Origin of the sequence: Pigmentiphaga soli, from assembly GCF_039541095.1 — a bacterium.
GTDB classification, from domain to species: domain Bacteria; phylum Pseudomonadota; class Gammaproteobacteria; order Burkholderiales; family Burkholderiaceae_B; genus Pigmentiphaga; species Pigmentiphaga soli.
Genome location: NZ_BAABFO010000032.1, coordinates 1 through 26475 on the forward strand (window position 1 = coordinate 1; position 26475 = coordinate 26475).

Sequence of the window (26475 nt, forward strand, 5' to 3'; positions counted from 1 at the left end):
GCCGCGGCGCGCGCCGGCGAGGCGGCGGGGGCGGCCGATGGCGCCGCGCCCGCGGCGCAACGGACCGATGGCCTGCCGGCCGCCGGCGCCGCTCCCCTGCCCGTCCGTTCCGCGCCCGGCACGATCGCGTCGCGCCAGGATGCGCTGCGCGCGCTGGACCTTGTGTGCGAATACCTGGAGCGGCACGAACCGACCAATCCCGCGCCGCTCTTGATCCGCCGCGCGTGTTCGCTGATGGACAAGGGCTTCCTGGAGATCGTGCGCGAGCTTGCGCCGGACGGCTTGCGGCAGGTCGAAGTGATCGTAGGGTCCCCCCCCTAGCGGCCTGCGGCCGCTCTCCCCAGGGGGCGGCGCTGGCGGACCGGCGGAGCCGGATCCGCGGCGCCCTGGGCGGTGCAACTCAAGAGCGAGGGGCCACGTTCTTTTTTCAATCCTGGCGCCCTCCGTTCGTTTAACGGGATGGACACCTCTTCAGCAAGGAGCCTCGCATGGCGACCAGCAGCCAGAAATTCATCGCCCGCAACCGCGCGCCGCGCGTGCAGATCGAGTACGACGTCGAGCTGTACGGCTCGGAGAAGAAAATCCAGCTGCCCTTCGTGATGGGGGTGCTGTCGGACCTGTCGGGCAAGCCGGCCGATCCGCTGCCGCCGGTGGGCGAGCGCAAGTTCCAGGAATTCGACGTCGACAATTTCGACAGCCGCATGAAAGCCATGAAGCCGCGGGTGGCGTTCCAGGTGCCCAACACGCTCACGGGCGAAGGCAACCTGAACGTGGACATCACCTTCGAGAGCATGGAGGATTTTTCGCCGGCGGTGATCGCGCGCAAGGTGGACGCGCTGAACAAGCTGCTGGAAGCCCGCACCCAGCTGTCGAACCTGGTCACCTACATGGACGGCAAGTCGGGCGCGGAAGAACTGCTGGCCAAGGTGCTGGAAGACCCCGCGCTGCTGCAATCGCTGGCCTCCCGGGCCAAGCCCGCCGACGACGCCGCCCCGGCGTCGGAAGCCTGATCCGCAACCATCCCTCTTAGCGAAGGCACGACATGGCCGAGACCCAGACCCAAGGCGACCTCCAGGGCCTGACCCTGGAAGGCAGCGATTTTTCGTCGCTCCTGCAGAAGGAGTTCAAGCCCAAGACCGACGAGGCGCGCAGCGCCGTGGCCGCCGCGGTGCAGACGCTGGCCGCGCAGGCGCTGTCGCAGACGACGCTGATCTCCACGGACGTGGTCAAGACGATCCAGGCCATCATCGCCGAGATCGACGGCAAGCTGTCGGAGCAGATCAACCTGATCCTGCACCATGAAGACTTCCAGAAGCTGGAAGGCGCGTGGCGCGGCCTGCACTACCTCGTCAACAATACCGAGACCGACGAGCGGCTGAAGATCCGCGTGATGAACATCGGCAAGAACGACCTGGGCAAGACGCTCAAGCGCTACAAGGGCGCGGCGTGGGACCAGAGCCCGCTGTTCAAGCGCGTGTACGAGGAAGAGTACGGCCAGTTCGGCGGCGAGCCGTTCGGCGCGCTGATCGGCGACTACAACTTCGACCACAGCCCGCCCGACGTGGAGCTGCTGGGCGAAATGTCGAAGGTGGCCGCGGCGGCTCACTCGCCGTTCATCGCGGCGGCGGCGCCGTCGCTGCTGCAGATGGATTCGTGGCAGGAGCTGGCCAATCCGCGCGACCTGACCAAGATCTTCTCCACGCCGGAGTATGCCGGCTGGCGGTCGCTGCGCGAGTCGGAGGATTCGCGTTATCTGGCGCTGGCCATGCCGCGCTTCCTGGCGCGGCTGCCTTATGGCTCGCGCACCAACCCGGTGGAAGAGTTCGACTTCGAGGAAGACACCGGCGCGGCCGACCATAGCCGCTATGCCTGGGCCAATGCGGCTTATGCGATGGCGGTCAACATCAACCGGTCGTTCAAGGAATACGGCTGGTGCTCGCGCATCCGCGGCATCGAGTCGGGCGGCGCGGTGGAGGGGCTGCCGGTGCATACCTTCCCCACCGACGATGGCGGCGTGGACATGAAGTGCCCGACCGAGATCGCGATTTCCGACCGGCGCGAGGCCGAGCTGGCCAAGAATGGCTTCATGCCGCTGATCCATCGCAAGAATTCGGACTTCGCCGCCTTCATCGGCGCGCAGTCGCTGCACAAGCCGGCCGAGTACGAAGACCCCGACGCCACCGCCAACGCGGCGCTGGCGGCGCGGCTGCCCTACCTGTTCGCCTGCAACCGCTTCGCGCACTACCTGAAGTGCATCGTGCGCGACAAAGTGGGGTCGTTCAAGGAGCGGTCCGACATGGAGGTGTGGCTGAACAACTGGATCAGCCAGTACGTGGACGGCGACCCGGCCAACTCGTCGGAACACACCAAGGCCGAGAAGCCGCTGGCGGCGGCCGAGGTGAAGGTGGAGGAAGTGGAAGGCGCGCCGGGGTATTACTCGTCGAAGTTCTTCCTGCGGCCGCATTATCAGCTGGAAGGGCTGACGGTGTCGCTGCGGCTGGTGTCGAAGCTGCCGTCGGCGAAGGGGGCGGGCTGAGCGGCGCGCCCGGCCGCAGTAGGCCGGGCCTTGTCGCAATGGGGATTGCCGCGCAAGATGTCGTCGGGTTGCGCCCGGACTGAAGGCTTGTCCGGCATGGGCGGCTTCCAGCGTGAAACGGGAAACCGGCGCTCTAGGGGTGTCTTCCCTCTCGCCGCCATATCGGAGAATGCGGACGGACAAAGCGGTCAGATACCGCGGCCGCTACTCCAGGTCGGGCAGCGCCTCCAGGATCGGCGCCACGCGCTGATACGAGAGGTTGATGTGCTGTTCCATCGCCCTGCCGGCGGCGGCTTCGTCGCCGGCGTGCAGCGCCGCCATGATGGCGCCGTGTTCGGCGATGGCGGCTTCGGTCACCTGGGAATGGAACAGGATGCGGAAAAGGTGCATGTGGGTGTGCAGCTTGCCGAGGATGCCGGCCAGCAGCTCGCCGCCGCCTTCGCGGGCGATCAGCGCGTGGAACTTGGCGTCGGTGGTGGCGAATTTGCCGTAGGCCAGCCTGGCGTCGCGGCCGCCGGGGCGGCGCATCGCGTCGTGCAGGGCGTCGAGTTCGGACAGCTTCGCCTTGCTTAGGGTCAGGGCGGCGCGGCTGGCGGCGTAGGGCTCGAGCAGCCGGCGGACCTGGTAGATTTCCGCGAAGCGCCCGGGCGTGGGCATGGACGCCGCGCTGAAACCCACCAGATGGGTCTTGACCACCAGGCCTTCGCTTTCGAGCCGTATCAGCGCGGCGCGGATCGGCGTTTGCGAAACGTTCAGTTCCCGGGAGAGTTGGTCTATCGGGATGCGGGCGCCTGGGGCGATCTTCAGCGAAATGAGATAGCTGAGCAGGACGTCGTAGACGTCGTCGCCGACCGATTTGCGGCTGGCGAAGGCAGGCTCGCCCGCCGACAGGATCCGCCGTTCGCGCTTCATGGGGCTTGCTGGGGTCGACATGGGAATCAGTATAGTTCGGCGCTGCGGCGGGGCGGCGCCGATGGGATAATTCCCGGCAATTAAATCAGATATTCGATCGGATTTACACCTATAGGAGACGGGCGTCCTCCCGTGCGGAAGCTGGACATTTGCGCCATAGCCCCCTCTGTTGCACACCGGCCTCTCCACTGCATCAAGGCGCACAACAGGCGGCGCGGGGTGAGCCGGGACGGTCTCGACACGCAGATCGCCGCGCAGGCGGTAGCGGAGGGACTGGTGCTGGTCACGCACAATACCCGCCATTTCGCAGACACGCCTGGCCTGCGGCTGGAAGACTGGATGCAGGGCTGACGAATCGGGGTCAAGGCGCCGGGCCCGGGGCGGCCGCCGCTCTTGGCCTGATGATGGTCACGTCGCCGGGCAGGCCGATCCAGACCGCGATCGCGGTGTAGTTGTCGTGGCCGGGGCGGGCCTTGGCGCGGACGGCGGCGGCCAGGTCGGCCAGCCAGTCGGCGGGCGCGGCGGCGCGGGACAGGGCGGCGGCGATGAAGGCGTCGTCGAGGTAGTCCCAGAGGCCGTCGGTACAGAGCAGGAAGGCGTCGCCTTCGCGCAGGTCGGCGGGTTCGGGCAGGCCGGCGATGTCGAGGTCGTCGGCGCTGCCCAGCGCGGATAGCAGCACGTTGCGCTGCGGGTGGCCGGGGGCCTTGTCGGCGTCCAGCATGCCGGCGTCGACCATGCTCTGCACCAGGCTGTGGTCCTTGGTGCGGGCTTGGACGGCGCCGTTGCGCAGCCAGTAGAGCCGGCTGTCGCCGCAGTGGGCCCAGCTGGCCTGGGCCAGGTCGGCGTCCACGGCCAGCACGACCGCGGTGGAGCGCATGTCGGCGCCGCGGCCGCCCTGGTTCTGGCCTTCCAGCACGGCGTCGTTGGCTTCCAGCAGGGCGCGCACGAGGTTCGAGCCGAACACCGGCGCGCCGCCGCGGGCGCGCCGCAGCAGCGCTTCCGCGGCGGTGTCCACCACCAGCTTAGAAGCCAGATCCCCGCCGCCATGGCCGCCGGCGCCATCGGCCAGCACCGCCAGCCGCAGCGCGCCGTATTCTTCGACGCGAAAGCTGTCTTCGTTGCGCTCCCGGCCGCCCGGGTCGGTAAAGCTCGCGATCTGGATCTTCATGTCACTTTTCCATGGCGCTACACGCTATCCCCGCATCCCCCAACCCGCCCCTCCCCGCCCCACCCACCCCACCGCATCCAGGATGCGGCGGATCCGGCTCCGCCGGTCCGCCCGCATCGCCCCTTGAGGGGCGCGCGAAGCGCGTAGGGGTGGGCCTTCTCCTTGCGCGCGAAGCGCGTAGGGGTGGGCGGGGTCATCCCATTCTATCGATCTGTTCCTGGTAGGCCTTCAGGAAGGCCTTGCCGAACGCCTGGTGGAAATCGTCGGCCGCCTCGCGCGAGATCTGTCCGTACAGCTGGGTGAACAGGTCCCACAGGCGGGCGCGGCGGGCCATGGGCAGCTTGTCGAGCATGGTGCCGGCCGACAGGCGCTGTTCGAGCAGCGCCGGCTCGAAGCGTTCCAGCAGCCCGGCCAGGGCGGCGCGCATGCCGGCCATGAAGCCGAACTGGTGGGCGCGCAGGTCGTCGTAGGCGTCGCGCATGGCGTCGGGGGCGGGCATGAAGCCGCGCGACGGGATGGAGGCGAACAGGTGCTGGAGGGCGATCTCGACGGTGGGCGAGAATTTGAGCGGGTTGTTTTCCCTGGCGACGATCATCGTCACCTCGGCGCGTATTTCGCGCTTGGTGGCGGCGCGCGCCATCAGCAGGTCCAGCGTGCCCTGGGTGGCTTCGCGCAGCAGCACGCCCAGGGTATGGGCGAACTCGGGGGTCAGCGGGGGAAGTTGCAGGCCGGGGACGCCGAGGCCTTGCTGCAGGGCCGCCAGCAGGGCGGCATCGCCGGACTGCGGGGCGTAGGGCGTCGGCCTGGCCGGTGGCGGATCGGCCTGGACGGGCGCGACGGGCGCGACAGGCGCGACGGGCGCCGCGAAGGCTGGCGCAGGGGGGGCCGATGGATCCGGCAGCGGGTCGAGCGGGAAATCCGCCAGGAGATCCGGCGGTGGCGCGGCAGCTGGCGATGCCTCACGCGGCGGCGTGAACGCGGCGTGGATCTCGAAAACGTCGTCGGGAATGCTGGCGGCGGGAGCCTGCGGTCCGGCGCCGCCCAGCAGGCTGGCCAATGGATCGGCACCGGCCGCGGTGTTGGGCGCGGACAGCGGCGAGCCAAGGGCCGAGTCGGCGAAGGGGTCGGCGCCGCTCGTGCCCGGGCCCAGGCCGAACAGGTCGTCGATATCGGTGCTGGCCAGCGGGTCGCCGATGCCCAGGGCGCCGTCCGCGGGAAGCGATGCGGACGAAGGCGGCGGCGCGGAAGCGGGCGGCGCGCCGGGACTGGCACCGAGGCCGGACAATAGATCGGCGAAAGGATCGTCGTCCGGGATGGGAGCGGGCGCGGACGGCGCCTTCCCCGCTGCGGCGAACGGATCGGAAGGCGCGAGCAGGTCGGCGAAGGGATCGTCCGCGGAGGCCGGGGCCGCGGGGCCGAGGCCGGCGAACAGGTCGACCGGGCCGCCGGCGGGCTGCGCGGCGGCGGGCGGGGGCGCAGAGGACGGGGGCGCGCCGGATAGCGTGGCGCGCAGCACGTAGCCGCCGACCTGGATGGCGTCGCCGTCGGCCAGCGGGGTTTCCTGGCCGGGCTCCAGCGCGCGGCCGTTGACCTGGACGGGGTTGCTGCCGCGGTCGATCAGCACGTAGCCGCCGCCGCGCCAGGCGATCTGCGCGTGCACGCGCGAGACCGTGCGGTCGGGGTCGGGCAGCACGAGGTGGTTGCTGTCGGCGCGGCCGACCGTGCCGCCGCGCGGATCGAACTGCGCCGCCGGCGCGGCGCCGGGCAGCGGCACCCCGTTCAGGGTCACGGCCGCGAGGATCAGGGGCGGAGGGGACGCGGGCACGATGGCCTCCTCGATGGCGGGTTCACGAAAGCGGCCTCAGGGCGCCAGCAGCACGACGACCGGCTGGCTGGGCACCGCCCGCATGCCGGGGCAGTTGGTGCTGTTCTGCAGCGACATGCTGGTCATGCGGGTGGCCGGCATGCCGTTGATCAGCACGGTGAAGGCGCCGGTCAGATGGCGCGACGGCCCCATCACGGTGCCCGACGCCACGCCGGTGGCCACGCCGGCGTTGTCGCCGTTGGTCATCGGCACCGAGGTGCCGAGGTTGTGGGCCGGCATGCCGACGATCAGCACGTTGACCACGTTGGGCACCGCGGTCATGCCCATCGCGACGTTCGGATACGGGACCGGAATGGGCGGGGCGGGCGGGGCCGGCGTCAGGCAGACGTCGGGGAAGCCCATGTCGGTGCCGGCCATCTGGGTGTTGGCGAACATGGCGCGCTCCTCAGCCGAGGTGGATCTGCTTGCCCTGCACTTTCACCAGCCGGCTGCCGCCGGCCATGACGTTCTCGCCTTGCAGGTTGAGCATCTGCTTGCCGCGCAGGTCGAGCGTGGAGGCGCTGACGTGGTCGATGCCGTCGGTGACGCGGTGGCTGCTGCGCGCGTATTGCGAGACGCGGTCGAACACGCTGCTCAGTTCGGTGCCGAAGATTTTCCATTCCGAGATGGTGGAGACGACGCTGCGGCCGAAGGTTTCGAGCGCGTCGAACACGCCCAGCGCCTTGCCGGCGCGTACGTGGAGCTCGTCGGCGTCGACCGCCAGGCGGGCGCCGCGCAGCGTGACGGCCTGCGCCGATTGCAGGGTCAGCGCGCCGCCGCGCGCCTCGATCTCGGCGTCGCCGTCGAGCAGCAGGCGCTGCGGGCCGGCGTTGGCGCGTGCGAGCACGGACAGGATGTAGCCGCCGTCGCCGTCGCCGCGCCACCAGGCCACGGTGTCGCCTGCTTCGGGCATCAGCAGGCAGCCGGCGGCGCGCACGGCGCGCAGGCGCAGCGTGCCGATGGCGAGGATGTAGTGGGCGTCTGCCGCCAGGCAGACGGTGGCGCACGCGTGCGCAGGTACGGAGCAGTCGGCGGCCGGCGCCGCCGCGCCAGGGTCGGGGACGGCCGGCGAGGGACCGTCGGCGGCATGGAGATGTGGCCGTTCGGCGGGCGCAGCGTGTCGGGTGGCTAGGACGTTCATGAAAGGCCTCTTGGTGATGTCCGGTCAGGCCGGCTGCCATTGTTCGGCGCGGGCGCGGACCGGGTCGGTGCCGAGCGCGCGGGCGCGGTCGGTGTATTGGGCGCGGTCGTCGCGCACGGCGTGCAGGTTGGCGCGCGGCATGGCGGCGCCGCGCAGGTCGGCGTCTTCGAGCACGGCGCGCGAGAAGTCGGCGTAGGTCAGGTCGGCATGGTTGAACAGGCTGCCGCGCAGGTCGGCGTCGCTGAATATGGCCTGCTGCAGGACGGCGCGGTCGAAGCGGCAGCCGGCCAGCGTGGCGCCGGCGAAGATCGCGTTGTTCAATTCGGCCTCGCTGAAGGAACAGCGTTCGGCGCGGACCTGGGGGAACAGCGCGAAGGCGGCGCGCGCGCGGGCGAAATTGGCGCCGTCCAGCTGGGCGCCGGTGAAGTTGCACTGGCGGATGACGGCGTCGCTGAAGTCGGCGCCGTCGAGCCGGCTGTCCAAGAACTGGCAGCGCGGCAGCGACATGCCGGCGAAGCGGTGGCCGGCCAGGTCCATCTGGTGGAAGGCGGTGATCGACAGCCTGGCGCCTTCCCAGGTGGAATGCGCGGCCAGGCAGGACGACAGGGTGGTCTGCGTGAGCGTGGCGCCGTCGAACGCGGCGCCGGTCAGGTCGGCGCCCAGCAGCGAGCTGCGGTCGAACACGGCGCGGCGCAGGTCGGCCTGTTGCAGCGTGCTGCGGTCGATGACCCCGAGGTTGAAATCGGCGCCCGCCATGCGCGCGTGGTCGAGCCGGCATTGCACGATGTTGGCGTTGCGCAGCACGGCATCTTCGAACGTGGCGTGGGCGGCGGCGCACTGGTGCAGCATCGCGCCGCGCAGCGCGGCGCCCGACAGCATGGCGTGGTCGAACACGCACTGGTCGAATACCGATTCGCGCAGGTCGGCGCCGCGCAGGTCGGCGTGGGAGAAATCCGCCTGCTGGAAGATGCCGCCGGCCAGCAGCAGGCCGCGCAGGTCGGCGCCGGCGAACGACAGGCCGATGATGGGCTCGCCGTAGTAGACGTGGCTGACCAGTTCCTGCGGGGTCATGATGCGCCTTCTTCGGCCGCGCGGCCGGGCGGCAGGCGCGGGTGCAGCCGCGCGCGGTCGGCCAGCGCGCCTTCTAGCAGCGTGGCGTCGTCCACCGCCACGCGCGACAGGTCGCTGCCGTACAGGTTGGCATGGCGCAGGTCGGCGCCGGTGAGCAGCGCGCGTTGCAGGATGGCATCCTTCAGGTTGACGCCGCCGGCCCGGGCATCGCGCAGGTCGGTCTTGACCAGCAGGCTGCCGCGCAGGCTGGCGCGCGGCAGCGCTGCGCCGGCCAGGGCGGCTTCCGACAGGTCGGCGCCGTCGAGCACGGCGCCGCCGAAGTCGCAGCCGGCCAGCCGCGCGCCGCGCAAGTTGGCGCGCGGCAGCCGGGCGCCGGTGAACACCGCGCCGGAGAAATCGCAGCCCTGCGCGAAGGCCACGCGTTCGAGGTTGGCGCCGGCGCATTGGGCGCCCTGCCCCTTGCAGCCGACGAACGACGCTTCGGCCAGGTCGGCGCCGCGCAGGTCGATGCCGCTCAGGTCGCATTCGATGAAGGTGGCCTGGCGCATCCGCACGCCTTCCCACAGCATCTGCTTCAGGTCGGCCTTGAGGAAGGTCTGGCCGTCGGCCGTGGCGCCGCTCCAGTCGGCCGGCGCGAAGGCGGATTCGAACCACTGGATGCCGGTCAGCACGGCGCCGCGCAGGCTCAGGTCGAGCCACTGCGTCTGCATCATGACGGCGCGGTCGAGGTTGGCGCGGTCGAACACGGCGCCGGCCAGCCGGGCCTTGGCCAGGTTGGCGCCCATGAACAGGGTGCCGATCGCCACCGCGCCTTCGAGGTTGGCGTGCGCCAGCACGGCCATGCAGAAATCGGCGCCCGACAGGTTGGCGCGCGACAGGTCGGCCGATTCCAGGTGCGCGGCCGAGAAATCGGCGCCGCGCAGGTCCAGCCCCGACAGGTCGGCGCCGGTCAGGTCGACCGCCGCCAGGCTTTCGCCGGCGGCCAGGCGGCGCTGCACTTCGGCGCGGGCACGCGCGGCGCGTGCCGGGTCCATGGGCGGCGCCGGCGGCTGGGCGTGCGCGGTGCACAGGTAGTTCAGGCGCGCCACGGCCTGGGCCTGCTTGAGCTTGGCCTGCAGGGCGGGCAGGTTGTCGACCGGCTTGCCGGCGACGGCGGCGGCCTGCCGGATGCGGGCCAGGTATTCGTCGGCCTTGAAATCCGGCGGGCCGCGATGGCCGAGCGTGGCGGGGTCGACCCCAAGCGCGTCGGCCTGGGCGCGGGCGCGCCGCATCATCTGCACGCTTTCGGCGGCGGCCGCCTTCTGCTGCTCGGCGGCGGCGGCCAGCTGGCGCTCGAGGTAGTCGGGCAGTTCGTCCAGGCTGGGCGGCTTTTCGCGTTCGGGCACGCGCACGCCGATCTTGTCGGGATCGACCCCTTGCAGGCGCAGGCGCTGGCGCACGCGCTCCACCTGCAGTTGCACCTTGCGCACCTGGGCGTCGGCGCGCAGGCCGGCCGGCGCGTAGTCCTGCTGAGCGGACTCGAAATCGGGATCGGCGCCGAGCATGCCGGCCGGCACCAGGTCGCTGTCGCGCAGCGCGTAGATGTGGCCGGCCTGCGGATGCAGCCGTTTGCTCATGACCTCGTGGTAGTGGGCGTCGGAGCGCGGTTCGTCCAGCCGTTCGCAGGCGGCCATCAGGACGTCGATTTCTTCGCCGTCTTCGCTGCGGGTTTCGATCATGCCGTGGAACAGCAGGATGCCGCATTCCAGGTGCGGCAGGAACCAGATGGTGGTGGGCGCCAGCGGCGCCTCGCGGCGCGTGCCGTCGCGCAGTTGCATGAAACAGCGCGCGCGCAGGCCGGGCAGGCGGCCCGACACCAGCGGCTTGTGCAGATGCATGTGCTCGAATTCGAAGTCCTCGTCGCCGCGCAGCGGGGCGTCGAACCACTGGTCCTGCGGGGCGAGGTTGAAGTGGCGCCAGTCGACGTCGGGCGCCAGGCCGGGCGAATGTTCGCGGTACCAGTTTTCGTCGTAGGTGCCGCGCAGCGACGCGCGCTGCGGCCAGGCCGGGTCGACGTAGCCGAAGGCGGCCGGCGGCGGCGCCTGGCGGCGCGCGGTCAGCCGGGCCTGGGGCAGCTCGACGTTGGGCAGCCAGACCACGCCTTTGGCGTCGGGCGCGCGGCCGCGGCCCAGCGGGTTGGCGGCGAAGTCGGGGCCGCCGTAGGCGTGGTGCCAGTCGAGCGGCATGAAGTGGAAAGGCTGCGGCGCGCTGATGCGGTCGCCGTCCCAGTAGCGGTCGCCGGAGACGACCAGCCGCTTCTCCAGCCGGCCCACGCGCGCGCGCACCGCGCAGGCCGTGGCCGGCCCCTCGGGCGGGCAGGCGGCGCCCCAGACCAGGAACTCCGGGGTCCGCTTGGGGAAACCCTCGTCGATCAGCGGCATGGCCATCTCGCGCGCCAGCATCGACCACATCGACACGTCGGTGCGCAGCGTGGCGGCGCCGGGCCCGGCGTACGAGAAGTAGCACGACACGGTGACCGCCATGCCGAAGCGGCGGCGCCATTCCAGGCTGCGCGTGCCGACCCCCAGGGTGAGTGGCTTGAGCACCTGCATCGCGCGGCGCCGTTATCGCGGCGTGCCCGCCGAGGGCGCCGAGAGGCTGATGCCCTGGCCGGCGGCGGCCGGGTCGGCCGGCGGCAGGCTGGCGTCGCGATCGGCCTGCTGCTCGTCGGCGGTGGGCGGCGCGGGCGGCGAGATGTCGGGGTAGAAGCCTTCGGCGATGCTGTTGCCGGCCTTTTCCCAGGCGGCCTGGTACGGGGTCTTGCCGTCCGAGTGGTCGAACGCGCCGATGGTGATCGCGCCGCTGGCCGAGAAGAGATTGAAATAGCTGGCGGCGCCGGACACGATGGAACCGACGATGCTGGCGATGCCCCAGCCGGTGTACGGACCGGCGGCCCCCCCTCCTCCGCCGCCGCCTCCGCCGCCGCCGTTGATCAGCTTGAGCGTGGCCAGCTCGGTGTTCATGCCGGCGCTGTCGACCTTCAGCAGCGTATTGCTGAGGTCGGCGGAAAGCTTGCAGCCGAACGACACGCCGACCGAGGTGTCCAGCTTCAGCGATATCGAGGTGCTGTTGGTCAGGCCCATGCTGGTGGCGTTGGTCAGCGCCAGGCTGGTGGTGTTGCCGATCGATACCGTCAGGTCCGTCCACGAACCGAGCTTGGTGGCGGTGGTCGAGCCCATGTTGGTGACCGAGTAGCTGCCGCCGTTCATGATCTTGAAATCGCCGTCGCAGGCGAACAGCACCTGGCCGGTGGACTTGAACTTGAGGTCGGCGCCCTGGGCGAAATAGGTGTTGCTGGCGATCTGGTTGATGTCGCCCGCCATCGCCACGTGCTCGATGTTGCTGGCGCCCACCTTGCGGTCGTGGCCGCTGACGTACAGCACCGCGTCGCCGTCGGTGACGGTCACGCCCTGGCCGCCCTGCACGTACACCTTCTGGCCTTCCGAGCCCAGCACGGTGACCTGCTGGCCGGTGTCGGTGTAGAACTCCTGCTTGCCGGATTTCGAGCCCAGGTACTGGCCGCCGCTGTTGACGCGGATGACCTGGCCGCCTTCCTTGACGGTGTAGTCCTCGCCCTTGTCGACTTCGACGTGGTGCTTGTTCTTGATGAACAGCTTGTCGAAGTCGCCCTTGATGGTGGTGGTGCGGCTGGCGCCGACGCTCACGGCGCGGTTGGCGTCGACCGACAGCGAGCTGTCGTTCTCGACCTTCACGTCCATATTGCGTTCGGCGTGGATGTAGACCTGCTCTTCGCCCTTCTTGTCCTCGAAGCGCAGCTCGTTGAAGTTCTGGATCGTGCCGCCGGGCGTGGAGCGCGTCTTGATGCCGGTCTGCGTCTTGTTCAGCGGCAGGTCGTAGGGCGGCATGTTGGCGGCGTTGTAGACGCGGCCGGTGATGATGGGGCGGTCGGGGTCGCCTTGCAGGAAATCGACGATCACTTCCTGGCCGATGCGGGGGATGGCGATCATGCCCCACTGGTTGCCGGCCCAGGGATGCGACACGCGCACGTAGCAGGAGCTGTTCTCGTCCTGCGTGCCTTCGCGGTCCCACAGGAACTGGACCTTGACCCGGCCGTATTCGTCGGTGTGGATTTCCTCGCCCGCCGGGCCGGCGACGATCGCCGTCTCCGGGCCCCGCACGCGCGGCCGCGGGGTGCTGCGCGCCGGCGCGTAGGGGCGGAAGGCGGGCAGGGCGTCGAAGCGGCAAGTGTAGCGGGTGAGCTGGGGCGTGTCGTCCAGGCCTTCGTAGTCGGCGAAGTCGAGTTCGTATTCGGCGCGGATGACGACGTATTCGTCGTTCTGCTCGGCGCGTGGATGGCCTTCGAGCTTGAACCGCGTGCCCACGGCCAGGCCGCGCGCGTTGGTTTCGCCCGAGGCGCCGCACCAATCGGCGCCGGCTTCGTCGGCGCGCGCCATCGCGCGGCTGCCGCCCTGGCTGTCGGTGAGGAAGCGGGCCGGATACTCGAACAGTTCGAGGTCGGGGAAGTCGTCGAGCTGGACGTCCAGATCCAGGTGCTGGCGGTCCAGCTGCATGTTCAGCACGGCGCCCGGGTCCAATGGGGGCGGATGGGTGAAGTCGTAGTCCATCACGCGCGCGGCGGGCGTGCGCAGGTTGACGCGGGGCCGCCATGCGTGCACGACTTCGTTGTCGTCCTGCAGCCGGCCGAAGGGCAGCGTTTCGTAGCCGGGCACGGTGTCGTGCGCCGACAGGGTGTCGGCGATGCGCATCTGCTCGTCGCCCTGCTTGTCCCAGAACCAGTAGTGGACGCCCTCGTCTTCGAGCAGGCGGCTGACGAAGTTGAAATCCGACTCGCGGTACTGCACCCAGAAGTCGCGCTCCGGCATTTCGCGGTTCTGGATGTGCCAGTCGATGCCGGCGCCGAAATCGATGCGCTGGTAGACCTTGTCGTTGAAGACATGTTCCACCACGCCCTTGGCCGTCAACGGCGCGCGCGGCGCCGGCGGCGGCGAACCGCCGGACTGCGCCGGCACCGACGGATAGATGCGCGAGTTGGTGCGGCGCCTGAGCAGCCACAGCCAGGGCCGCAGGCTGGCCTGGTAGACGTGGTAGCGGCCGCGCATGCCGGTCTGCCGGAAGCGCACCACGTAGCCGTGGAACTTGCGGCGGGTGCCGTCGGGCAGGCCCAGCTCGACCGCCACCCGCTGGCCGACCAGCGAGCGCAGGTCGACCGAGGGATTGCGCGACAGCAGCGTGACCTCGTATTCGTAGGGACGGCCCAGCTCGGCGCTGCCGCGCAGGCTGGAGAACAGCAGGTCGTCGCCGGCGGGCGACTCGAATGTCATCAGGGGCTTGGTGGGCATCGCAGCGGTCCGCTTCCTGTGGCTCGGCGCGCGGCCGTCAATCGAAGGCGTAGGCGAATTCGCCGTCGCGCACCGACAGCGCCACCCGGTTCAGTTCGCGGCCCTCGGTCAGCCGCGTCAGGTATTCGGTGGCCACGCGCGGCAGCACGGTGTTGGTGAGCAGCGCATCGATCACGCGGCCGCCCGACTCGGCCTCGGTGCAGCGCGAGACGATCAGGCGCACGATCTCGTCGTCGTAGTCGAACGGCACCTTGTGGTTCTCGCGCACGCGGCGGCCGATGCGGTCGAGCTGCAGGCGCACGATCTGGGCCATCATTTCGTCGGACAGCGGGTAGTAGGGGATGGTGACCACGCGGCCCAGCAGCGCGGCGGGGAATACCTTGAGCAGCGGTTCGCGCAGCGACTTGGCCAGGCCTTCCGGGTCGGGCAGCAGCTCGGGATCCTTGCACAGGCCCATGATGAGGTCGGAGCCGACGTTGGAGGTGAGCAGGATGATGGTGTTCTTGAAATCGATGTAGCGGCCTTCGCCGTCTTCCATCCAGCCCTTGTCGAAGACCTGGAAGAAGATTTCGTGCACGTCGGGGTGGGCCTTCTCGACTTCGTCCAGCAGCACCACGCTGTACGGGCGGCGGCGCACGGCCTCGGTCAGGATGCCGCCTTCGCCGTAGCCGACGTAGCCGGGCGGCGCGCCCTTGAGCGTGGAAACGGTGTGCGCTTCCTGGAACTCGCTCATGTTGATCGTGATGACGTTCTGCTCGCCGCCGTACAGGGCGTCGGCCAGCGCCAGCGCGGTCTCGGTCTTGCCCACGCCGGAGGTGCCGCACAGCATGAAGACGCCGATCGGCTTGTTGGGGTTGTCCAGGCGGGCGCGCGAGGTCTGGATGCGGCGGGCGATCATCTCCAGGCCGTGGCGCTGGCCGATCACGCGGCGGTTCAGGGCGTCGGCCAGTTGCAGCACGGCGCTGACTTCGTTCTTGACCATGCGGCCGACGGGAATGCCGGTCCAGTCGGCGACGACCGAGGCGACCGCGGCTTCGTCGACGGTGGACAGGACCAGCGGGGTTTCGCCCTGGACTTCGGCCAGTTCGGCTTGCAGGGCGCGCAGTTCGGCGAGCTTGCCGGCCAGGGCCGGATCGGCGGCCGGGTCGGACGAGGACGCGGCCGAGGCATCGCCGGCACCGGCGGGATCGGCAGCCGTCGCGGAGAAGGACGCGGACGCGGCGGACGACGCGGTGGCTGCCCCGTCGCCGGCGCTCTCGCCAGCGTCGCCGGCCGGCGCATCCACCGCCTGCCCCGCGCGGCGCAGTTCGCCGCGCAGTTCCAGGATGCGGTCGACCCGGCGCTTTTCTTCGTTCCACTGCGCCTGCAGGGTGGCCAGCCGATCCTGCTCGGCAGCCAGCAACTGGCCGATTTCGGCCCGGCGGGCGGCGTTGTCGATGCCGATGCCGGCCTCGCGGCGGACGATGTCGCGTTCGATCGACAGCGCCTCGATGCGGCGCTGGCAATCTTCCACCGCCGGCGGCGTGGCGTGCTGGCTGACCGCGACGCGCGCGCAGGCGGTGTCGAGCAGGCTGACCGCCTTGTCGGGCAGCTGGCGCGCCGGGATGTAGCGGTGCGACAGCTTGACGGCCGCTTCCAGCGCCTCGTCCAGCAGCTGCACGCGATGGTGCGATTCCAGCACCGCGGCCACGCCGCGCAGCATCTGCACGGCCTTGGCCTCGTCGGGCTCGGGCACCTGCACCACCTGGAAGCGGCGGGTCAGCGCCGGATCCTTCTCGATGTACTTCTTGTATTCGGCCCAGGTGGTGGCGCCCACGGTGCGCAGATTGCCGCGCGCCAGCGCGGGCTTGAGCAGGTTGGCCGCATCGCCGGTGCCGGCCGCGCCGCCGGCGCCCACCAGGGTGTGGATTTCGTCGATGAACAGGATGATGGGCTTTTCGCTGGCCTGCACTTCGTCGATCACCTGGCGCAGGCGCTGCTCGAACTCGCCTTTCATGCTGGCGCCGGCCTGCAAGAGGCCGATGTCGAGCGTAAGCAGCGATACCTCCCGCAACTGCGGCGGCACGTCCCCGCGCGCCAGGCGCTGCGCGAAGCCTTCGACCACCGCGGTCTTGCCGACCCCGGCCTCGCCGGTCAGCAGCGGGTTGTTCTGGCGGCGGCGCATCAGGATGTCGACGATCTGCCGGATTTCCTCGTCGCGGCCGGTGACCGGATCGAGTTCGCCCTTGCGCGCCTTATCGGTCAGGTCGACGGCGAAGCGCTTGAGGGCGTCCTGCTTGCCCATCTGCGCCGGCGCCAGCGCGTCGGAAGCCTCGCCGGGCGCGGCCTGGCCATAGCCGCTGCCGTCCTGCGCGCGCAATTGCGCCTCGGGGGAGCCGCCGACGATGCGGGCGAAGTTTTCGCACAGGTCCTCGAGCTTGACGCGTTCGAATTGGCGCGAGATGGCCAGCAGCGGATGGGCCAGGCGCTGGGTCTTGAGCAGGCCGACCAGCACGTGGCCGCTGCGTACCTGGGATTCGCCGAACATCAGCGTGCCGTAGACCCAGGCGCGCTCGACGGCGTCGGAGATGTGTTCGGACAGGTCGCTGATCGAAGTCGCGCCGCGCGGCAGGCGGTCCAGCGCGGCGGTCAGGTCGCGGGCCAGCACGGAGGCGTCGACGTTGTAGTGGCGCAGGATCCGATGCAGGTCGGAATCCTGCAACTGCAATAGCTGGTTCAGCCAGTGCTCCAGCTCCACATAGGGATTCCCGCGCAACTTGCAGAACACCGTCGCGCCTTCGATGGCCTTGTAGGCCAGCGGATTGAGCTTGCCGAACAGGGCCACGCGGCTGATCTCTGCCATTTCCGACCTTTCACTCGATAGCGTTGGCGAAATGCGGGCCTCTTGCGTTGGGGCCGCCTTGCTGTAAAGACGAAACTTGGGGTGGGTTTTTTCAAGGGGGTGGGGCAATAGGCTGAATGCGGTACATGGGGGTTTGAGTTCTAAAACGTCCGACGGGGTGGGGGCGGGCCTGGGGCGCGCAGAGGAGTCGGTCCTCCAGCCCCTCGGGGGGCTTCCGGACACCGCTTCGGCCCGCTCGTACGGGCCCGTGCGGGCCCTCCCTTCGCGTGCGCCTCGCTCGCCTCCTATGCGCGCCCCAGGCCCGCCCCCACCCCGTCGGCCTGACGTTTTCGGCTCACTCTCGCCCCGGGCACGGGCTGTGTGCTTGGCCCTTCGTGGGTGGCGTTCACTGTGCACAGAAAGAGTTGCTGATGCCCGTTCGCCGGGCGCCGCCTATGGCGGTCCCGGCGCACATACGTGGCTTGGCTGGCATCGGTTGTTGGTGCAGGGACGGTCTGCGCAGATACATGGTCAGCGGCCGTCGCAGGCCGCTGGCTGACCTTGGCCGGGTAAACAACGGTCGACTCGACGCACCACGGCCGCTGTGCAGCACCGGCCCTCGCCCGTACAAACGCCATCGGCAAGCCACTGCCATGTACGTTCGCAGGGACCGCCATAGGCGGCGCCCTGCGAACGGGCGCCAGCAACTCTTTCTGTGCACAGCGAACGCTACCCACGAAGGGCCAAGCACGCAGACCGTCAACGCGACGAGTGTGAGCCGCTGACGTGAGTTCGGAGACCGTTGGGCGGCCCTGGGGGGCGCATAGGAGGCGAGCGAGGCGCACGAGGCGCACGCGAAGGGAGGGCCCGCACGGGCCCGTACGAGCGGGCCGAAGCGGTGTCCGGAAGCCCCCCGAGGGGCTGGAGGACCGACTCCTCTGCGCCCCCCCAGGGCCGCCCAACGGTCTCCGAACGCCTTAAGTACGCCACTTCTCCTTCACCGCACCACTCTATTGTCAGCATCGAGCATGAGATCATCAGCATCGGTATTGACCCGGCGTCGTCCCAGCCAAGTGGTATATCCCAGTCTGCCAGCCTGGCCGAGGCGTATGCGGGGTACGTCGTCTTTCTTCAGTACCAGGCGCAGGTCCCAGTCGAGTTCCTGGCTCAGGTAGAAGCGCACGGCGGCGACCAGGGCGGGCAGGGCCGAGCCGCCGGGGAGGAAGTCTTCGTATTGGGCGAGGGTTAGCGGGCCGGCTTGCAGGCGGAATTTGTGCTGTCTGTCCCAGACGGTGCGGCCCAGCAGCGCGCCGCCGCCCAACGGCCAGACGCCCATTGCGTGGCGGCGGATGCCGCGCGGCGGGGCGCGCAGGACGAGGCGGTCGCGGCGCGGGATGCGCATCCAATGGCCGATGTAGGGTTGGATTTCCACCGGGACGCGGAAATAGCCGGACAGGATCGCGGCCAGGTTTTCGGGTTGGCGCGCGGCGCCGTTGAACAGGCCCGCGTAGTGCAGCTTCAGGTAATCGGGGACGGCGTCGCGGTGGCGTAGTTCAGGGAGGCCGATGCCGATCAGTGCGCCCACGTAGCGCGCGTAGGGGTCGTCGCGCGGGCGGTCCAGGCCGGTGGCCGGCTGGCTTTGCGCCCATGCGCGGTAGAACAGCAAGATCTGGCGGTGCGCCAGCATGTCCAGAAAGCGAGCCAGCGTGCGGTCGCCGTGGTGCAGCACCCGTTCGCGCACGAAATCCGTCAGGTGCAGCGGCAGCGGGCCATTGGGGCCCAGCAGGCCCAGCACCGCCTGCTCCAGCCGCGGGCGGCCGTCGCCGTCGCGCTGCAGGCGCGATACCGGCGACGGCGCGAATTCCAGCGCCGCGCCCTGCCCGATGCGGATCGGCTCGTCGCCGATCCGGTAGGCCTGGCCCAGGCGCGGCAGTTCGGGCGTCAGCGCCTCGATCGTGCGCAGCACCTGGAACAGGTCGTGCCGGTACGGCGCCGCGGCCACGCGGTCGAGATAACGGTGCAGCGCGGCGGCGCCGGCGCAGGCCGGCGCTACAGGATCGGCCTGGTCCCGCATCGCGGCGCCTTGCGCGCGATCTCGCCGCGCGAGGTGGAATGGATCACCGTCTGCACGAAACTGTTGAGCGAGGCGTGGCGGGCCAGGAAGCGGTCCAGCACGGTGCCCAGCAGATAGGCGCTGGCGCCCTGGAACGCCAGTTCGTCGAAGGTGAGCGTGATCTCGATGCCGCGGCCGAAGGCGATCGGGCCCGGCATCGGCAGGCGGCGCACCACGGGGCGCGAGGCCACCCGCAGCAGGCCGTTGACCTGGTTGCGGCCGGCGGCGTCGCCCTCCGCCACGTACAGCGCGCACAGGGCGCGCAGCGCGGCCGCGCCGTCGCCGCCGGTGTCGTCGAGCAGCGACAGGTAGTTCAGCGACAGCAGATTGAGCAGCCGCCAGCCCGAGCCGGCGTCCAGCCCCGGCGCATGCGGGCGCGACGGGCCCTTCACGCAGCGCACCGATTCCACCGGCGCCGAGATGTCGAGGGTGAAATCACTGCGGCCGCCGCCGACGGGCATGATCAGCGGCAGGTCGCGATTGGTGCACAGCGTGTTGAAGGCCAGCTGGCGCAGGTCCTGGCGGTACGGCGCTTCGCGCGGATCGACCAGCGCCGCGTACACCTCGCGGCCGACGTAGCTGGAACGGTGGCCTTCTCGCTTGCGGCGGTCCGACAGCCTGCGCGGCTCGCGCCACAGGGTGTAGTAGGCCTGGTGGTCGACCGGCTCGCCGTGGAAGGCGGCATACAGCGGATGGAAGGTCTGCTCGCGGTCGTTGCCCGCGGCATAGCCTTTCAGTTCGAGGATGGAGTGCACCTCGAAATCGAGCGGCCGGGTGCGGTCGGGCACGACGTGGAAATCGTGCTGGCCGTCGGCCACCAGGATGCGGTCGGCGCGGCGCGGGAACAGGTTGACCGCGGGGGTGCAGTTCAGCAGCAGGTTCTCGGCCGAGACGCGATGTTCCAGCGTGGCATCGCCCACGCCCAGCAGGATCGCGATCTCGATCTCCGGCGCGGCGCAGCGCGGCAGGATCTGCGACAGGCCGTCCAGATCGGCGAACAGGTAGCGCTGCGGGAAGGCGAAGTATTCCTGCAGCAGGCGGTGGCCCTGGAACGACGGCGGCGTCATCGGCAAGAGGGCCTCGTCGTCGTCCAGCCCGGCCGGGGCGATGGCGTCGGCCGGCAGCACCGCCGGCGCGATCTCGCCGCCCGGCACCGCCACCAGCACGCCGAGCGCGTTGCCGGTCACCAGTTCGTGCAGCTGGAAGGCGGTGTCGTCGACGCCGCCGAAATACAGCCGCAGGCGGTCCAGCGCGAGCTGCGCCAGCGTGAGGCCGGCGGTGGCCTTCAGCCGCAGCCGCAGCGCGCCCTTGATCTGGCGCGCGAACGGCAGCGCGGTCAGCTTGAGGTCGGGCGCGTGGCTCTGGTAGCGCACCTGCGCCACTTCCAGCGGCCACAGCGTCACCTCGTGGCCGGTCAGGAATTCGCAGGCGGTGGGCTCGCCGGCCGGCTTGCGGCCGGTGAGCGCGGTGCCGCGCGCGATGGCCACGCCGTCGGCCAGCTTGGGCTCGTCCAGGTTGGGCCGCAGCTGCGCGATCAGCATCGACGGCACCGGCTGCAATGCGTGCGGATACAGGATCTGCTGCAGCCGCTGGGTGAAACGCGGGAATTCCTCTTCCAGCTTGAGCTGGACGCGTGCCGCCAGGAAGGCCGAGCCTTCGAGCAGCCGCTCCACGTAGGGATCGGCCACCTCGATGCCTTCCATGCCCAGCCGCGCCGCGATCTTCGGGAACTGGCGCGCGAACTCGGCGCCCATCTCGCGCAGGTGCTGCAGTTCGAGGTTGTAGTGGCGCAGCAGGCGCGGGTCCATGGCGGCGCCTTCAGGCGTTGGGGCGGCCGGCGTCGACCACCACGATGGCGCCGTCCTCCAGGTCGAGCTGGGTGCGCAGCACGAATTCCAGCGGCACCGGCTGCGCCCACAACAGGCCGCGGATGACCAGGCCGATCTGGTTGTGCAGGTCGAGGATGGAGCGGTCGAGCACGGCTTCGATCACCAGCGACGAGGCGATGATGCGCGGCTCGAACAGCATCACGGCGTCGCGCACGATGGATTCGAGCCGGCCGGGATCGACGCTGGAAGCATAGCCGCCCGACAGCTGCGGCAGTCCGTAATTGAGCACCGATTTGCGCACTTCGGGATAGCGCGCCGCGTCGATCCGGTCTTCCAGGTTGCTGGCGTTGAACAGCCAGGCCAGGTCGCGCAGCACCGCCGTGCGCAGCGCCTGCTTGGTCAGCACGCGGGCCTCGCGCGGCTCGCTGCGCTGGTCGGGTTCGTCGTCGATGAGCCGGTCCAGCAGCGAGGGCTGCAGGCGCTCGGCGGCGGCGGGCTCAGCCATCGGCTCGCGGTTGGAGGACGATGCAGCGGGTCTCCAGCAGCGCGCGGTCGCCCGCGTCGGTGCTGAACAGGCGCTGGCCGATGCCTTCGAAGAAGCCCGGTCGCGGCTCGCGCCAGTCGGTCTTGCGCGCCAGCTGCAGGGCGCCGTCGCCGGCGGCGTGCGAGCCGGGGTAGCGGGCGGGGATCAGCGCCAGCGCCTCGCCGCCGTTGGCGAACTTGAAGTGGGCCGGGCTCCAGACGACATCGCGCAGATCTTCGGGCGCCTCGATGTCGACCTGCAATAGCTGCGCGAACGGCACCCAGTAATAGCGGCCATTGATGACGGCCTCCAGCACCGGACCCAGCCGCATGTCGGCGTCGGCGATCCAGGCGAACGGCGTGCCGTCGATGGCGCCGGCGCTGGCGGGCGCCTCGTCGAAGGCGCGGGCCGACAGGTCGGCCGCCAGCGCGTCTTCGCCCTGCCCCTGGCGCAGCAGCGCCTCGATCAGCAGCGCCAGCCACTGCTCGGGCTGGCCGAACACCATCGGCGCCTTGTGGCCGGCGAATACCTCCGTGCGCAGTTGTTCGCAGCGGATGGCGTCGCTGTAGATCTGGCGCATCGGGATGGCGGCCGCGTCGAGCTCGGCGGCCACGCCGAGCTGGTTGCCGGCGCGCTCCCACTGGCCGGTCACCATCAGCAGTTGCGACAGGAAGACGCGCAGGCGCGCGTCGCCCGGCTGGCGGCGCACCTGTTCGGTGAGCTGCTGCAACGCGGCGGCGGTGTCGCCCTGGCGCAGCGATTCTTCGGCGGATGGCACGGTCGCGGTTCCGTTGAAAGGGTCGGGGTATGCCTGCTTATGTCTATAAGACGGGCAGGCCGGCGGATTTTGAAAACCGCGCCTGTTTTTTGTGCAACTCGACCTATGCCGTTTGTCGCTTGAAAAACGGGCGGCCAGCTTCGTCCTAGCAATGTGCCGAGCACACCCCCGCTTTCACACGATAGGAGCGAAACAACATGAGCATTGACGCATTCCTGAAGTTCGAAGGGATCGACGGCGAGTCGAGCCGCGAAGGCCACGAAAACGAAATCGACGTGCTCAGCTGGGGCTGGGGTGCGACCAACGTCGTCGCCCGCAGCGCCGGCGGCGGCAGCGGCGTCGGCCAGGCCTCGGCCGGCGACTTCAGCTTCGTCCACCACTACGACAAGGCCTCGCCCACGCTGGCCAAGGCGCTGGCCACCGGCCGGCCCGTGGCCACCGTGACGCTGACCTCGCGCAAGGCCGGCGACGGCCAGCAGGACTTCCTGAAGGTCACCTTCAAGGCGGTCAACATCACCAGCATCAGCCCTTCCGGCGCCTCGGGCGGCGACATTACCGAAACGGTGTCTTTCTTCTACGAAGACATCGAATTCGAATACAAGCCGCAGGATGCCAAGGGCGGGCTGGGCGGCGCGGTCAAGTTCGGCTGGAACATCAAGACCGGCGCAAAGCGCTGACCCCCCTACGCGCTTCGCGCGCCTCCCAGGGGGCGACGCTGGCGGACCGGCGGAGCCGGATCCGCTGCGTCCCGGGTGGGGGCGGCGAGGGGCATGGGGCGCGCATCCCGGCCGAATGGCCGATGTCGCTCGCCGCGCCGGCCTTTCTATGCCGTTCGGTGCATGTCTTAAGTCGTCTTGTTGAGGGTGTCGGGCCCGCACCAGAATGCTCCGCACTGACGCGGCATCCGGGAGGGCCATCGATATGTACGCGACTTCGGGCGGGGGGGCGGCCGTGAAGGCCCCGGCGATGGAAACGCCGGCCGGCGGGCTGGCCGACCTGTGGCAGCGCCGCAGCCGTCTGTCGGGCGAGGAAACCGCCCGGCTCTACCAGATCGTGCAGAGCGCGCTGGCCCGCTATCATCCGCCGGAGCTGCAGGCCCTGCCCGAGGACAAGGAAGAACTGGTGGCGCAGTTCCTGTTCGCCAAGGTGCTGCGGCTGGACCCGGGCGGCGCCGCGCGCGCCGACACGGGGGCGCACAGCGCGCCGTCGAACGCCTACGCGATCTGCGCCTATTTCCGCAATTTCCTGATCGACTGCCTGCGCAGCGCCAGCCGCCAGCGCAACGTTTCGCTGGACGCCGATGACATGTCGCACGTTCTGGAGCACAAGCCCTCGGGCTCGCCCGACCCGGTGCGCGAGGCGCTGCTGGACCATGGCTTGGACGAAGAGGCGGTGGCGCGGCTGGCGCGCCGCTTCATCGCCGGCCTGGCGCCGGAGGACCGGCTGCTGCTGGCCGGCGGCCTGGGGCAGTCGGTGGACGACCGCGGCGGCCTGTCGCAGCTGGCCGCCCGCCACCGGATCGCCTCCTATCATTACCGCGCCGGCAAGCTCGGCATCGTGCTGAAGAAAGGCGCGCTGCCTGCCGCCTTCGCCCGCACCCGGATCGGCGTGTGGATGAGCGATACGCTGGGCATCGAGGTGCGCAGCGAGAACCGGCAGGCGATCCTGTTCGCGCTGGGCATCCTGGCCGCGCAGGCCAGCGCCGCGCAGGAGGCCGATGCGCTGCCGCACTGACCTGCCGCACTGAATCAGGCTGCTCCCGCACCGCGGAGCCGTCGCCGGCGCCGGCGACGGCGGCACCGTCCGCCGGCCGTGGGCGTATCCGCATCCCGCTGTCGCCGGTTTGAAAAAATGCCGCTGCTGGATCGTCTAGGCTGTGTCAGCCTGATTGCCGCGAGTCCAGCCCATGCTTCATTCCGCACCGACGACATCCGGCATGCCATGCCTGCGCGCACGGCCCGGTGTGCTGCTGTGCGTGGCCGAGCGCGGCGCCGGGCTCGGACTGCTGCTGGACCGCGTGGTGCCGGCCGCGCGCGGCTTTGCGCTGCCGCCGGGATGGCGCCGCTGGCACGCGTGGATGCTGGGGTTCGATACCGCGCAGGCCGGCCTGACGGACGTGCTGCTGGAGCCGGACGACCGGCTGTGCGAACGGTTCGGCATGGTCCAGACCTGGAACGGCATCGACGTGCCGCTGCCGGCGGCCGACGTGCCGCTGCCGGCGGCCGACGTGCCGCAACCGTTCCGGGCGATCGGCCGCCTGACCGCCGGGCGGCTGGCGGCGGTGCGGGCGGTGGCGCGCGAATGGCAGATCAGCAAGGGGCTGGAAACGCGCATCGATCCCGAGATCCGCAGTTGCCCCGGCCGGGTCGGCCTGCGCGACGCGCTGCCCGGCATGAGCGTGCTGACCGGCACCCCGGTCGCCTCCGACATCCTCGGCCGCGATGCCCGGATCGCCTACAGGCAGGTATTCCGCGGCGCGGCGCTGGCGATGCGCGAGCGGCTGCGCGAGGCCTGCCGCGTGCAGGCTTGAAGGCATTGGCCCATCTAAGCGGCGGGCAGTTTCGCTGCCTGGGCGAGGAACCGGTCGGCCTGTCGGCGCATGTGTCGCGCGATCGGCTCCCATATCCCGGCCGGGAAATCATTCGGCAGTTGCGTCTGGACATGATCGAGCGCGATGCCACGCTTTCGACCAGGGCTACCATGGCCCGCCACACATCAGGGCCGCCCTGGCGGTGGGCAAGTCCGTGCCAATGGCGGGCCTGGACTCCTCGCGCCGATAGTGCGCATTCTTGCTGCCCAAGGCCATGGCCATCGTGACATCGCGCTGGTGGAGCCAACCCCGGCGCGCGCCGACGTAGGGCCAAAAGGACAGCACGTCATAGAGCGGCGTCATCGTATAGGAGCCGCCCGGCAGCAGGAACAGCGAGTAGTTCTTCGCGTGGCCGTCGATCGCCGCCATGATCCAGTAGGCCAGCAATGTGAGCTGGAAGGCCAGGCGGTCGTGCCGGGTCATCGCTGCCGCTGCGTAGCGCCAGGCAGTCGGCCATGCCGGGTCCGCCATCGCTTTCGGGCCGGTCAAGGTCTTCATCAACCTTACCAACAGCGGCCTGAAGATATCGAAGGACATGCAGGTGCTGCGGGCCGACGGTTCGCCCATCCCCGGGCTGTTCGGCGCCGGCGCCGCCGGCCAGGGCGGCATCTTCCTGTGGGGCCATGGCCATCACATCGGCTGGGCCTTCGTGTCGGGCCGCATCGCAGGGCGCAACGCGGCGCGCAACGCCGCAGCCGATGCCGTCCCCGTGGAGGCGGCGGCATGACGGCCGCCGGCACACCGCCTTCCGCGTCCGGCTTCCGGTGGCCGCGCCGCCATCGCGTCGCCGTGGTCGGCGCGGGCCACTGGCATGCCTGCTACGACGCCTGCTATCTGCCGCTGCTGGCGGAACTGAAGCAGGACATCGTCGGCGTGTCGGATCCCGACGCGGCCATCGCGCAGGATCGCGCCGGCCGCTTTTCCAGCGTCGCCTATACCGATTACCGGCGGATGCTCGACGATACGCGGCCCGATCTGGTCGTGGCGCTCGGCCGGCATGTCGACATGCCGCGGATCTTCCGCGACCTGGTGGCGCGCGGCCAGCCGTTCGTGATGGAAAAGCCGTGGGGCGTCGACGCGGCCACCGTCGCCGGACTGGCCGCCTTCGCGCGCGAACGTTCGGCCTGGGTGTGCGCGCCGTTCTGGTATCGCTACAGCCATTGGGGGGAGACCGCGCGCGAGATGCTGGCGGCCGGCGAGCTGGGCCGGGTGTCTCACATCTACTTCCGGCTGATCCGTCCGACCATCCAGCGCTACGTGGAGTGGGATTGCCCGTGGATGCTGAGCAAGGCGCAGGCCGGCGGCGGCGCCTTGCTGAACCTGGGATCGCATGGCTTCGACATGGCGCGCTTCATCACCGGGGAAGAGCCCGAGGTGGTGTCGGCCGTGACCAGCAACGCCATCCACCAGGGCGAAGTGGAAGACTATGCCCTGGTGACCCTGCGCACGCCCAGCGGCATTCTGTGCCACAACGAGGTCGGCTACACCGTGCCCACCTGGCCGCGCGACTACACCGACCGCGAGCGCAAGGTGGCCGGCGAAAAGGCCTTGGTGTTGAGCGTGGACGAGGGCGTCAAAATCGTCGGTCCGGACGGCGCGCGCACCATCGCCACGCCGCCGGACTACGTGGGCGGCTATCGCCGGATCCTGGCCGAATGCCTCAATCGCCTGGATCGCGGCGAGCCGCCGCCGATCGACGCCGGGCACTGCGTGCGCGCGGTTGAACTGATCGAGGCCGCGTACGAGGTGGCGCGGCGCGCCTGACGGGT

The 26475-nt window shown here is 70.1% G+C and carries 23 protein-coding genes; 9 read left to right on the plus strand and 14 right to left on the minus strand.

Translation table 11 applies throughout. From position 1 onward, the window contains the following. The 3 genes from ABD927_RS22090 to tssC form a co-directional block, all read left to right on the plus strand. The coding region (locus ABD927_RS22090; RefSeq protein ID WP_425570337.1) for a type VI secretion system protein TssA at window positions 1–321 on the plus strand (321 nt) is incomplete at its 5' end. A 167-nt stretch (window positions 322–488) separates the two neighbouring features. Next, a complete protein-coding gene (gene tssB, locus ABD927_RS22095; protein ID WP_345252049.1) occupies window positions 489–1010 on the plus strand; it encodes a type VI secretion system contractile sheath small subunit in 522 nt (173 codons plus the stop codon). Between the two features lie 32 nt (window positions 1011–1042). After that, a complete protein-coding gene (tssC, locus tag ABD927_RS22100) occupies window positions 1043–2536 on the plus strand; it encodes a type VI secretion system contractile sheath large subunit (RefSeq protein ID WP_345252050.1) in 1494 nt (497 codons plus the stop codon). A gap of 204 nt (window positions 2537–2740) precedes the next feature. On the opposite strand, the gene ABD927_RS22105 is transcribed toward tssC, so the two are convergent. Next, on the minus strand, window positions 2741–3448 hold the full coding sequence (locus tag ABD927_RS22105; protein WP_345252051.1) for a GntR family transcriptional regulator: 708 nt from the start codon (window positions 3446–3448) through the stop codon (window positions 2741–2743). 219 nt (window positions 3449–3667) lie between these two features. Here ABD927_RS22105 and ABD927_RS22110 point away from each other — a divergent pair, with 219 nt between their 5' ends. Continuing rightward, window positions 3668–3799 carry a PIN domain-containing protein gene (locus tag ABD927_RS22110; protein WP_345252052.1) on the plus strand — a complete coding sequence of 44 codons (132 nt, stop codon included), beginning with the start codon at window positions 3668–3670 and terminating at the stop codon, window positions 3797–3799. A gap of 10 nt (window positions 3800–3809) precedes the next feature. Here ABD927_RS22110 and ABD927_RS22115 read toward each other — a convergent pair whose 3' ends face one another. The 12 genes from ABD927_RS22115 to ABD927_RS22170 all read right to left on the minus strand — a co-directional run bounded on the left by ABD927_RS22115 (window position 3810) and on the right by ABD927_RS22170 (window position 22116). Next, window positions 3810–4616: a PP2C family protein-serine/threonine phosphatase gene (locus tag ABD927_RS22115; RefSeq protein WP_345252053.1), complete on the minus strand. Its 807-nt coding sequence runs from the start codon at window positions 4614–4616 to the stop codon at window positions 3810–3812. A 193-nt stretch (window positions 4617–4809) separates the two neighbouring features. Next, entirely contained in the window at window positions 4810–6441 is a 1632-nt protein-coding gene (tagH, locus tag ABD927_RS22120) for a type VI secretion system-associated FHA domain protein TagH (protein WP_345252054.1), read from the minus strand. Between the two features lie 36 nt (window positions 6442–6477). Next, entirely contained in the window at window positions 6478–6876 is a 399-nt protein-coding gene (locus ABD927_RS22125) for a DUF4150 domain-containing protein (RefSeq protein ID WP_345252055.1), read from the minus strand. Between the two features lie 10 nt (window positions 6877–6886). Then, window positions 6887–7621, minus strand: a complete 735-nt coding sequence (locus ABD927_RS22130) for a DUF3540 domain-containing protein (RefSeq protein ID WP_345252056.1) — start codon at window positions 7619–7621, stop codon at window positions 6887–6889. A gap of 24 nt (window positions 7622–7645) precedes the next feature. After that, a complete protein-coding gene (locus ABD927_RS22135) occupies window positions 7646–8692 on the minus strand; it encodes a pentapeptide repeat-containing protein (protein ID WP_345252057.1) in 1047 nt (348 codons plus the stop codon). Then, complete coding sequence (locus ABD927_RS22140; RefSeq protein WP_345252058.1) at window positions 8689–11277, minus strand: DUF2169 family type VI secretion system accessory protein; 2589 nt, start codon at window positions 11275–11277, stop codon at window positions 8689–8691. Before ABD927_RS22140 ends, ABD927_RS22135 begins: the two co-directional genes overlap by 4 nt. An 18-nt stretch (window positions 11278–11295) precedes the next feature. Beyond that, window positions 11296–14052, minus strand: a complete 2757-nt coding sequence (locus tag ABD927_RS22145; RefSeq protein WP_345252059.1) for a type VI secretion system Vgr family protein — start codon at window positions 14050–14052, stop codon at window positions 11296–11298. 37 nt (window positions 14053–14089) lie between these two features. Further along, window positions 14090–16894 (minus strand): type VI secretion system ATPase TssH, encoded by a 2805-nt coding sequence (tssH, locus tag ABD927_RS22150; RefSeq protein ID WP_345252060.1) that lies wholly within the window; start codon window positions 16892–16894, stop codon window positions 14090–14092. A 976-nt stretch (window positions 16895–17870) separates the two neighbouring features. After that, complete coding sequence (gene tssG / locus ABD927_RS22155; protein ID WP_345252061.1) at window positions 17871–18947, minus strand: type VI secretion system baseplate subunit TssG; 1077 nt, start codon at window positions 18945–18947, stop codon at window positions 17871–17873. Then, window positions 18923–20794, minus strand: coding sequence for a type VI secretion system baseplate subunit TssF (gene tssF / locus ABD927_RS22160; protein ID WP_345252062.1), 1872 nt, complete (start codon window positions 20792–20794; stop codon window positions 18923–18925). The genes tssG and tssF overlap by 25 nt, the downstream gene beginning before the upstream one ends. Before the next feature lie 10 nt (window positions 20795–20804). Then, entirely contained in the window at window positions 20805–21320 is a 516-nt protein-coding gene (gene tssE / locus ABD927_RS22165) for a type VI secretion system baseplate subunit TssE (protein WP_345252064.1), read from the minus strand. Beyond that, entirely contained in the window at window positions 21313–22116 is an 804-nt protein-coding gene (locus tag ABD927_RS22170; protein ID WP_345252065.1) for a type VI secretion system accessory protein TagJ, read from the minus strand. The genes tssE and ABD927_RS22170 overlap by 8 nt, the downstream gene beginning before the upstream one ends. 197 nt (window positions 22117–22313) lie before the next feature. On the opposite strand from ABD927_RS22170, the gene ABD927_RS22175 reads away from it, so the two are divergent. The 3 genes from ABD927_RS22175 (at window position 22314) to ABD927_RS22185 (ending at window position 24646) form a co-directional block, all read left to right on the plus strand. Further along, a complete protein-coding gene (locus ABD927_RS22175) occupies window positions 22314–22793 on the plus strand; it encodes an Hcp family type VI secretion system effector (RefSeq protein ID WP_345252066.1) in 480 nt (159 codons plus the stop codon). A 289-nt stretch (window positions 22794–23082) separates the two neighbouring features. After that, window positions 23083–23850 carry a hypothetical protein gene (locus ABD927_RS22180; protein ID WP_345252088.1) on the plus strand — a complete coding sequence of 256 codons (768 nt, stop codon included), beginning with the start codon at window positions 23083–23085 and terminating at the stop codon, window positions 23848–23850. Between the two features lie 202 nt (window positions 23851–24052). Further along, window positions 24053–24646, plus strand: coding sequence for a hypothetical protein (locus tag ABD927_RS22185; RefSeq protein ID WP_345252067.1), 594 nt, complete (start codon window positions 24053–24055; stop codon window positions 24644–24646). Window positions 24647–24811: 165 nt separating this feature from the next. On the opposite strand, the gene ABD927_RS22190 is transcribed toward ABD927_RS22185, so the two are convergent. Beyond that, window positions 24812–25243 (minus strand): HipA domain-containing protein, encoded by a 432-nt coding sequence (locus ABD927_RS22190; protein WP_345252068.1) that lies wholly within the window; start codon window positions 25241–25243, stop codon window positions 24812–24814. On the opposite strand from ABD927_RS22190, the gene ABD927_RS22195 reads away from it, so the two are divergent. Then, complete coding sequence (locus tag ABD927_RS22195; RefSeq protein ID WP_345252069.1) at window positions 25242–25433, plus strand: hypothetical protein; 192 nt, start codon at window positions 25242–25244, stop codon at window positions 25431–25433. The genes ABD927_RS22190 and ABD927_RS22195 overlap by 2 nt on opposite strands. Continuing rightward, window positions 25430–26470 (plus strand): Gfo/Idh/MocA family protein, encoded by a 1041-nt coding sequence (locus ABD927_RS22200; RefSeq protein ID WP_345252070.1) that lies wholly within the window; start codon window positions 25430–25432, stop codon window positions 26468–26470. The genes ABD927_RS22195 and ABD927_RS22200 overlap by 4 nt, the downstream gene beginning before the upstream one ends. Window positions 26471–26475: the final 5 nt, after the last annotated feature.

What these genes read in the sequence shown, in the direction of transcription:
- tssB (WP_345252049.1), top strand. Translation starts at nt 489, where the DNA reads ATGGCGACCAGCAGCCAGAAATTCATCGCCCGCAACCGCGCGCCGCGC.
- tssC (WP_345252050.1), top strand. Translation starts at nt 1,043, where the DNA reads ATGGCCGAGACCCAGACCCAAGGCGACCTCCAGGGCCTGACCCTGGAA.
- ABD927_RS22105 (WP_345252051.1), bottom strand. Translation starts at nt 3,448, where the DNA reads ATGAAGCGCGAACGGCGGATCCTGTCGGCGGGCGAGCCTGCCTTCGCC.
- ABD927_RS22115 (WP_345252053.1), bottom strand. Translation starts at nt 4,616, where the DNA reads ATGAAGATCCAGATCGCGAGCTTTACCGACCCGGGCGGCCGGGAGCGC.
- ABD927_RS22125 (WP_345252055.1), bottom strand. Translation starts at nt 6,876, where the DNA reads ATGTTCGCCAACACCCAGATGGCCGGCACCGACATGGGCTTCCCCGAC.
- ABD927_RS22130 (WP_345252056.1), bottom strand. Translation starts at nt 7,621, where the DNA reads ATGAACGTCCTAGCCACCCGACACGCTGCGCCCGCCGAACGGCCACAT.
- ABD927_RS22135 (WP_345252057.1), bottom strand. Translation starts at nt 8,692, where the DNA reads ATGACCCCGCAGGAACTGGTCAGCCACGTCTACTACGGCGAGCCCATC.
- ABD927_RS22145 (WP_345252059.1), bottom strand. Translation starts at nt 14,052, where the DNA reads ATGCCCACCAAGCCCCTGATGACATTCGAGTCGCCCGCCGGCGACGAC.
- tssH (WP_345252060.1), bottom strand. Translation starts at nt 16,894, where the DNA reads ATGGCAGAGATCAGCCGCGTGGCCCTGTTCGGCAAGCTCAATCCGCTG.
- tssG (WP_345252061.1), bottom strand. Translation starts at nt 18,947, where the DNA reads ATGCGGGACCAGGCCGATCCTGTAGCGCCGGCCTGCGCCGGCGCCGCC.
- tssF (WP_345252062.1), bottom strand. Translation starts at nt 20,794, where the DNA reads ATGGACCCGCGCCTGCTGCGCCACTACAACCTCGAACTGCAGCACCTG.
- tssE (WP_345252064.1), bottom strand. Translation starts at nt 21,320, where the DNA reads ATGGCTGAGCCCGCCGCCGCCGAGCGCCTGCAGCCCTCGCTGCTGGAC.
- ABD927_RS22175 (WP_345252066.1), top strand. Translation starts at nt 22,314, where the DNA reads ATGAGCATTGACGCATTCCTGAAGTTCGAAGGGATCGACGGCGAGTCG.
- ABD927_RS22180 (WP_345252088.1), top strand. Translation starts at nt 23,083, where the DNA reads ATGGAAACGCCGGCCGGCGGGCTGGCCGACCTGTGGCAGCGCCGCAGC.
- ABD927_RS22185 (WP_345252067.1), top strand. Translation starts at nt 24,053, where the DNA reads ATGCCATGCCTGCGCGCACGGCCCGGTGTGCTGCTGTGCGTGGCCGAG.
- ABD927_RS22195 (WP_345252069.1), top strand. Translation starts at nt 25,242, where the DNA reads ATGCAGGTGCTGCGGGCCGACGGTTCGCCCATCCCCGGGCTGTTCGGC.
- ABD927_RS22190 (WP_345252068.1), bottom strand. Translation starts at nt 25,243, where the DNA reads ATGTCCTTCGATATCTTCAGGCCGCTGTTGGTAAGGTTGATGAAGACC.
- ABD927_RS22200 (WP_345252070.1), top strand. Translation starts at nt 25,430, where the DNA reads ATGACGGCCGCCGGCACACCGCCTTCCGCGTCCGGCTTCCGGTGGCCG.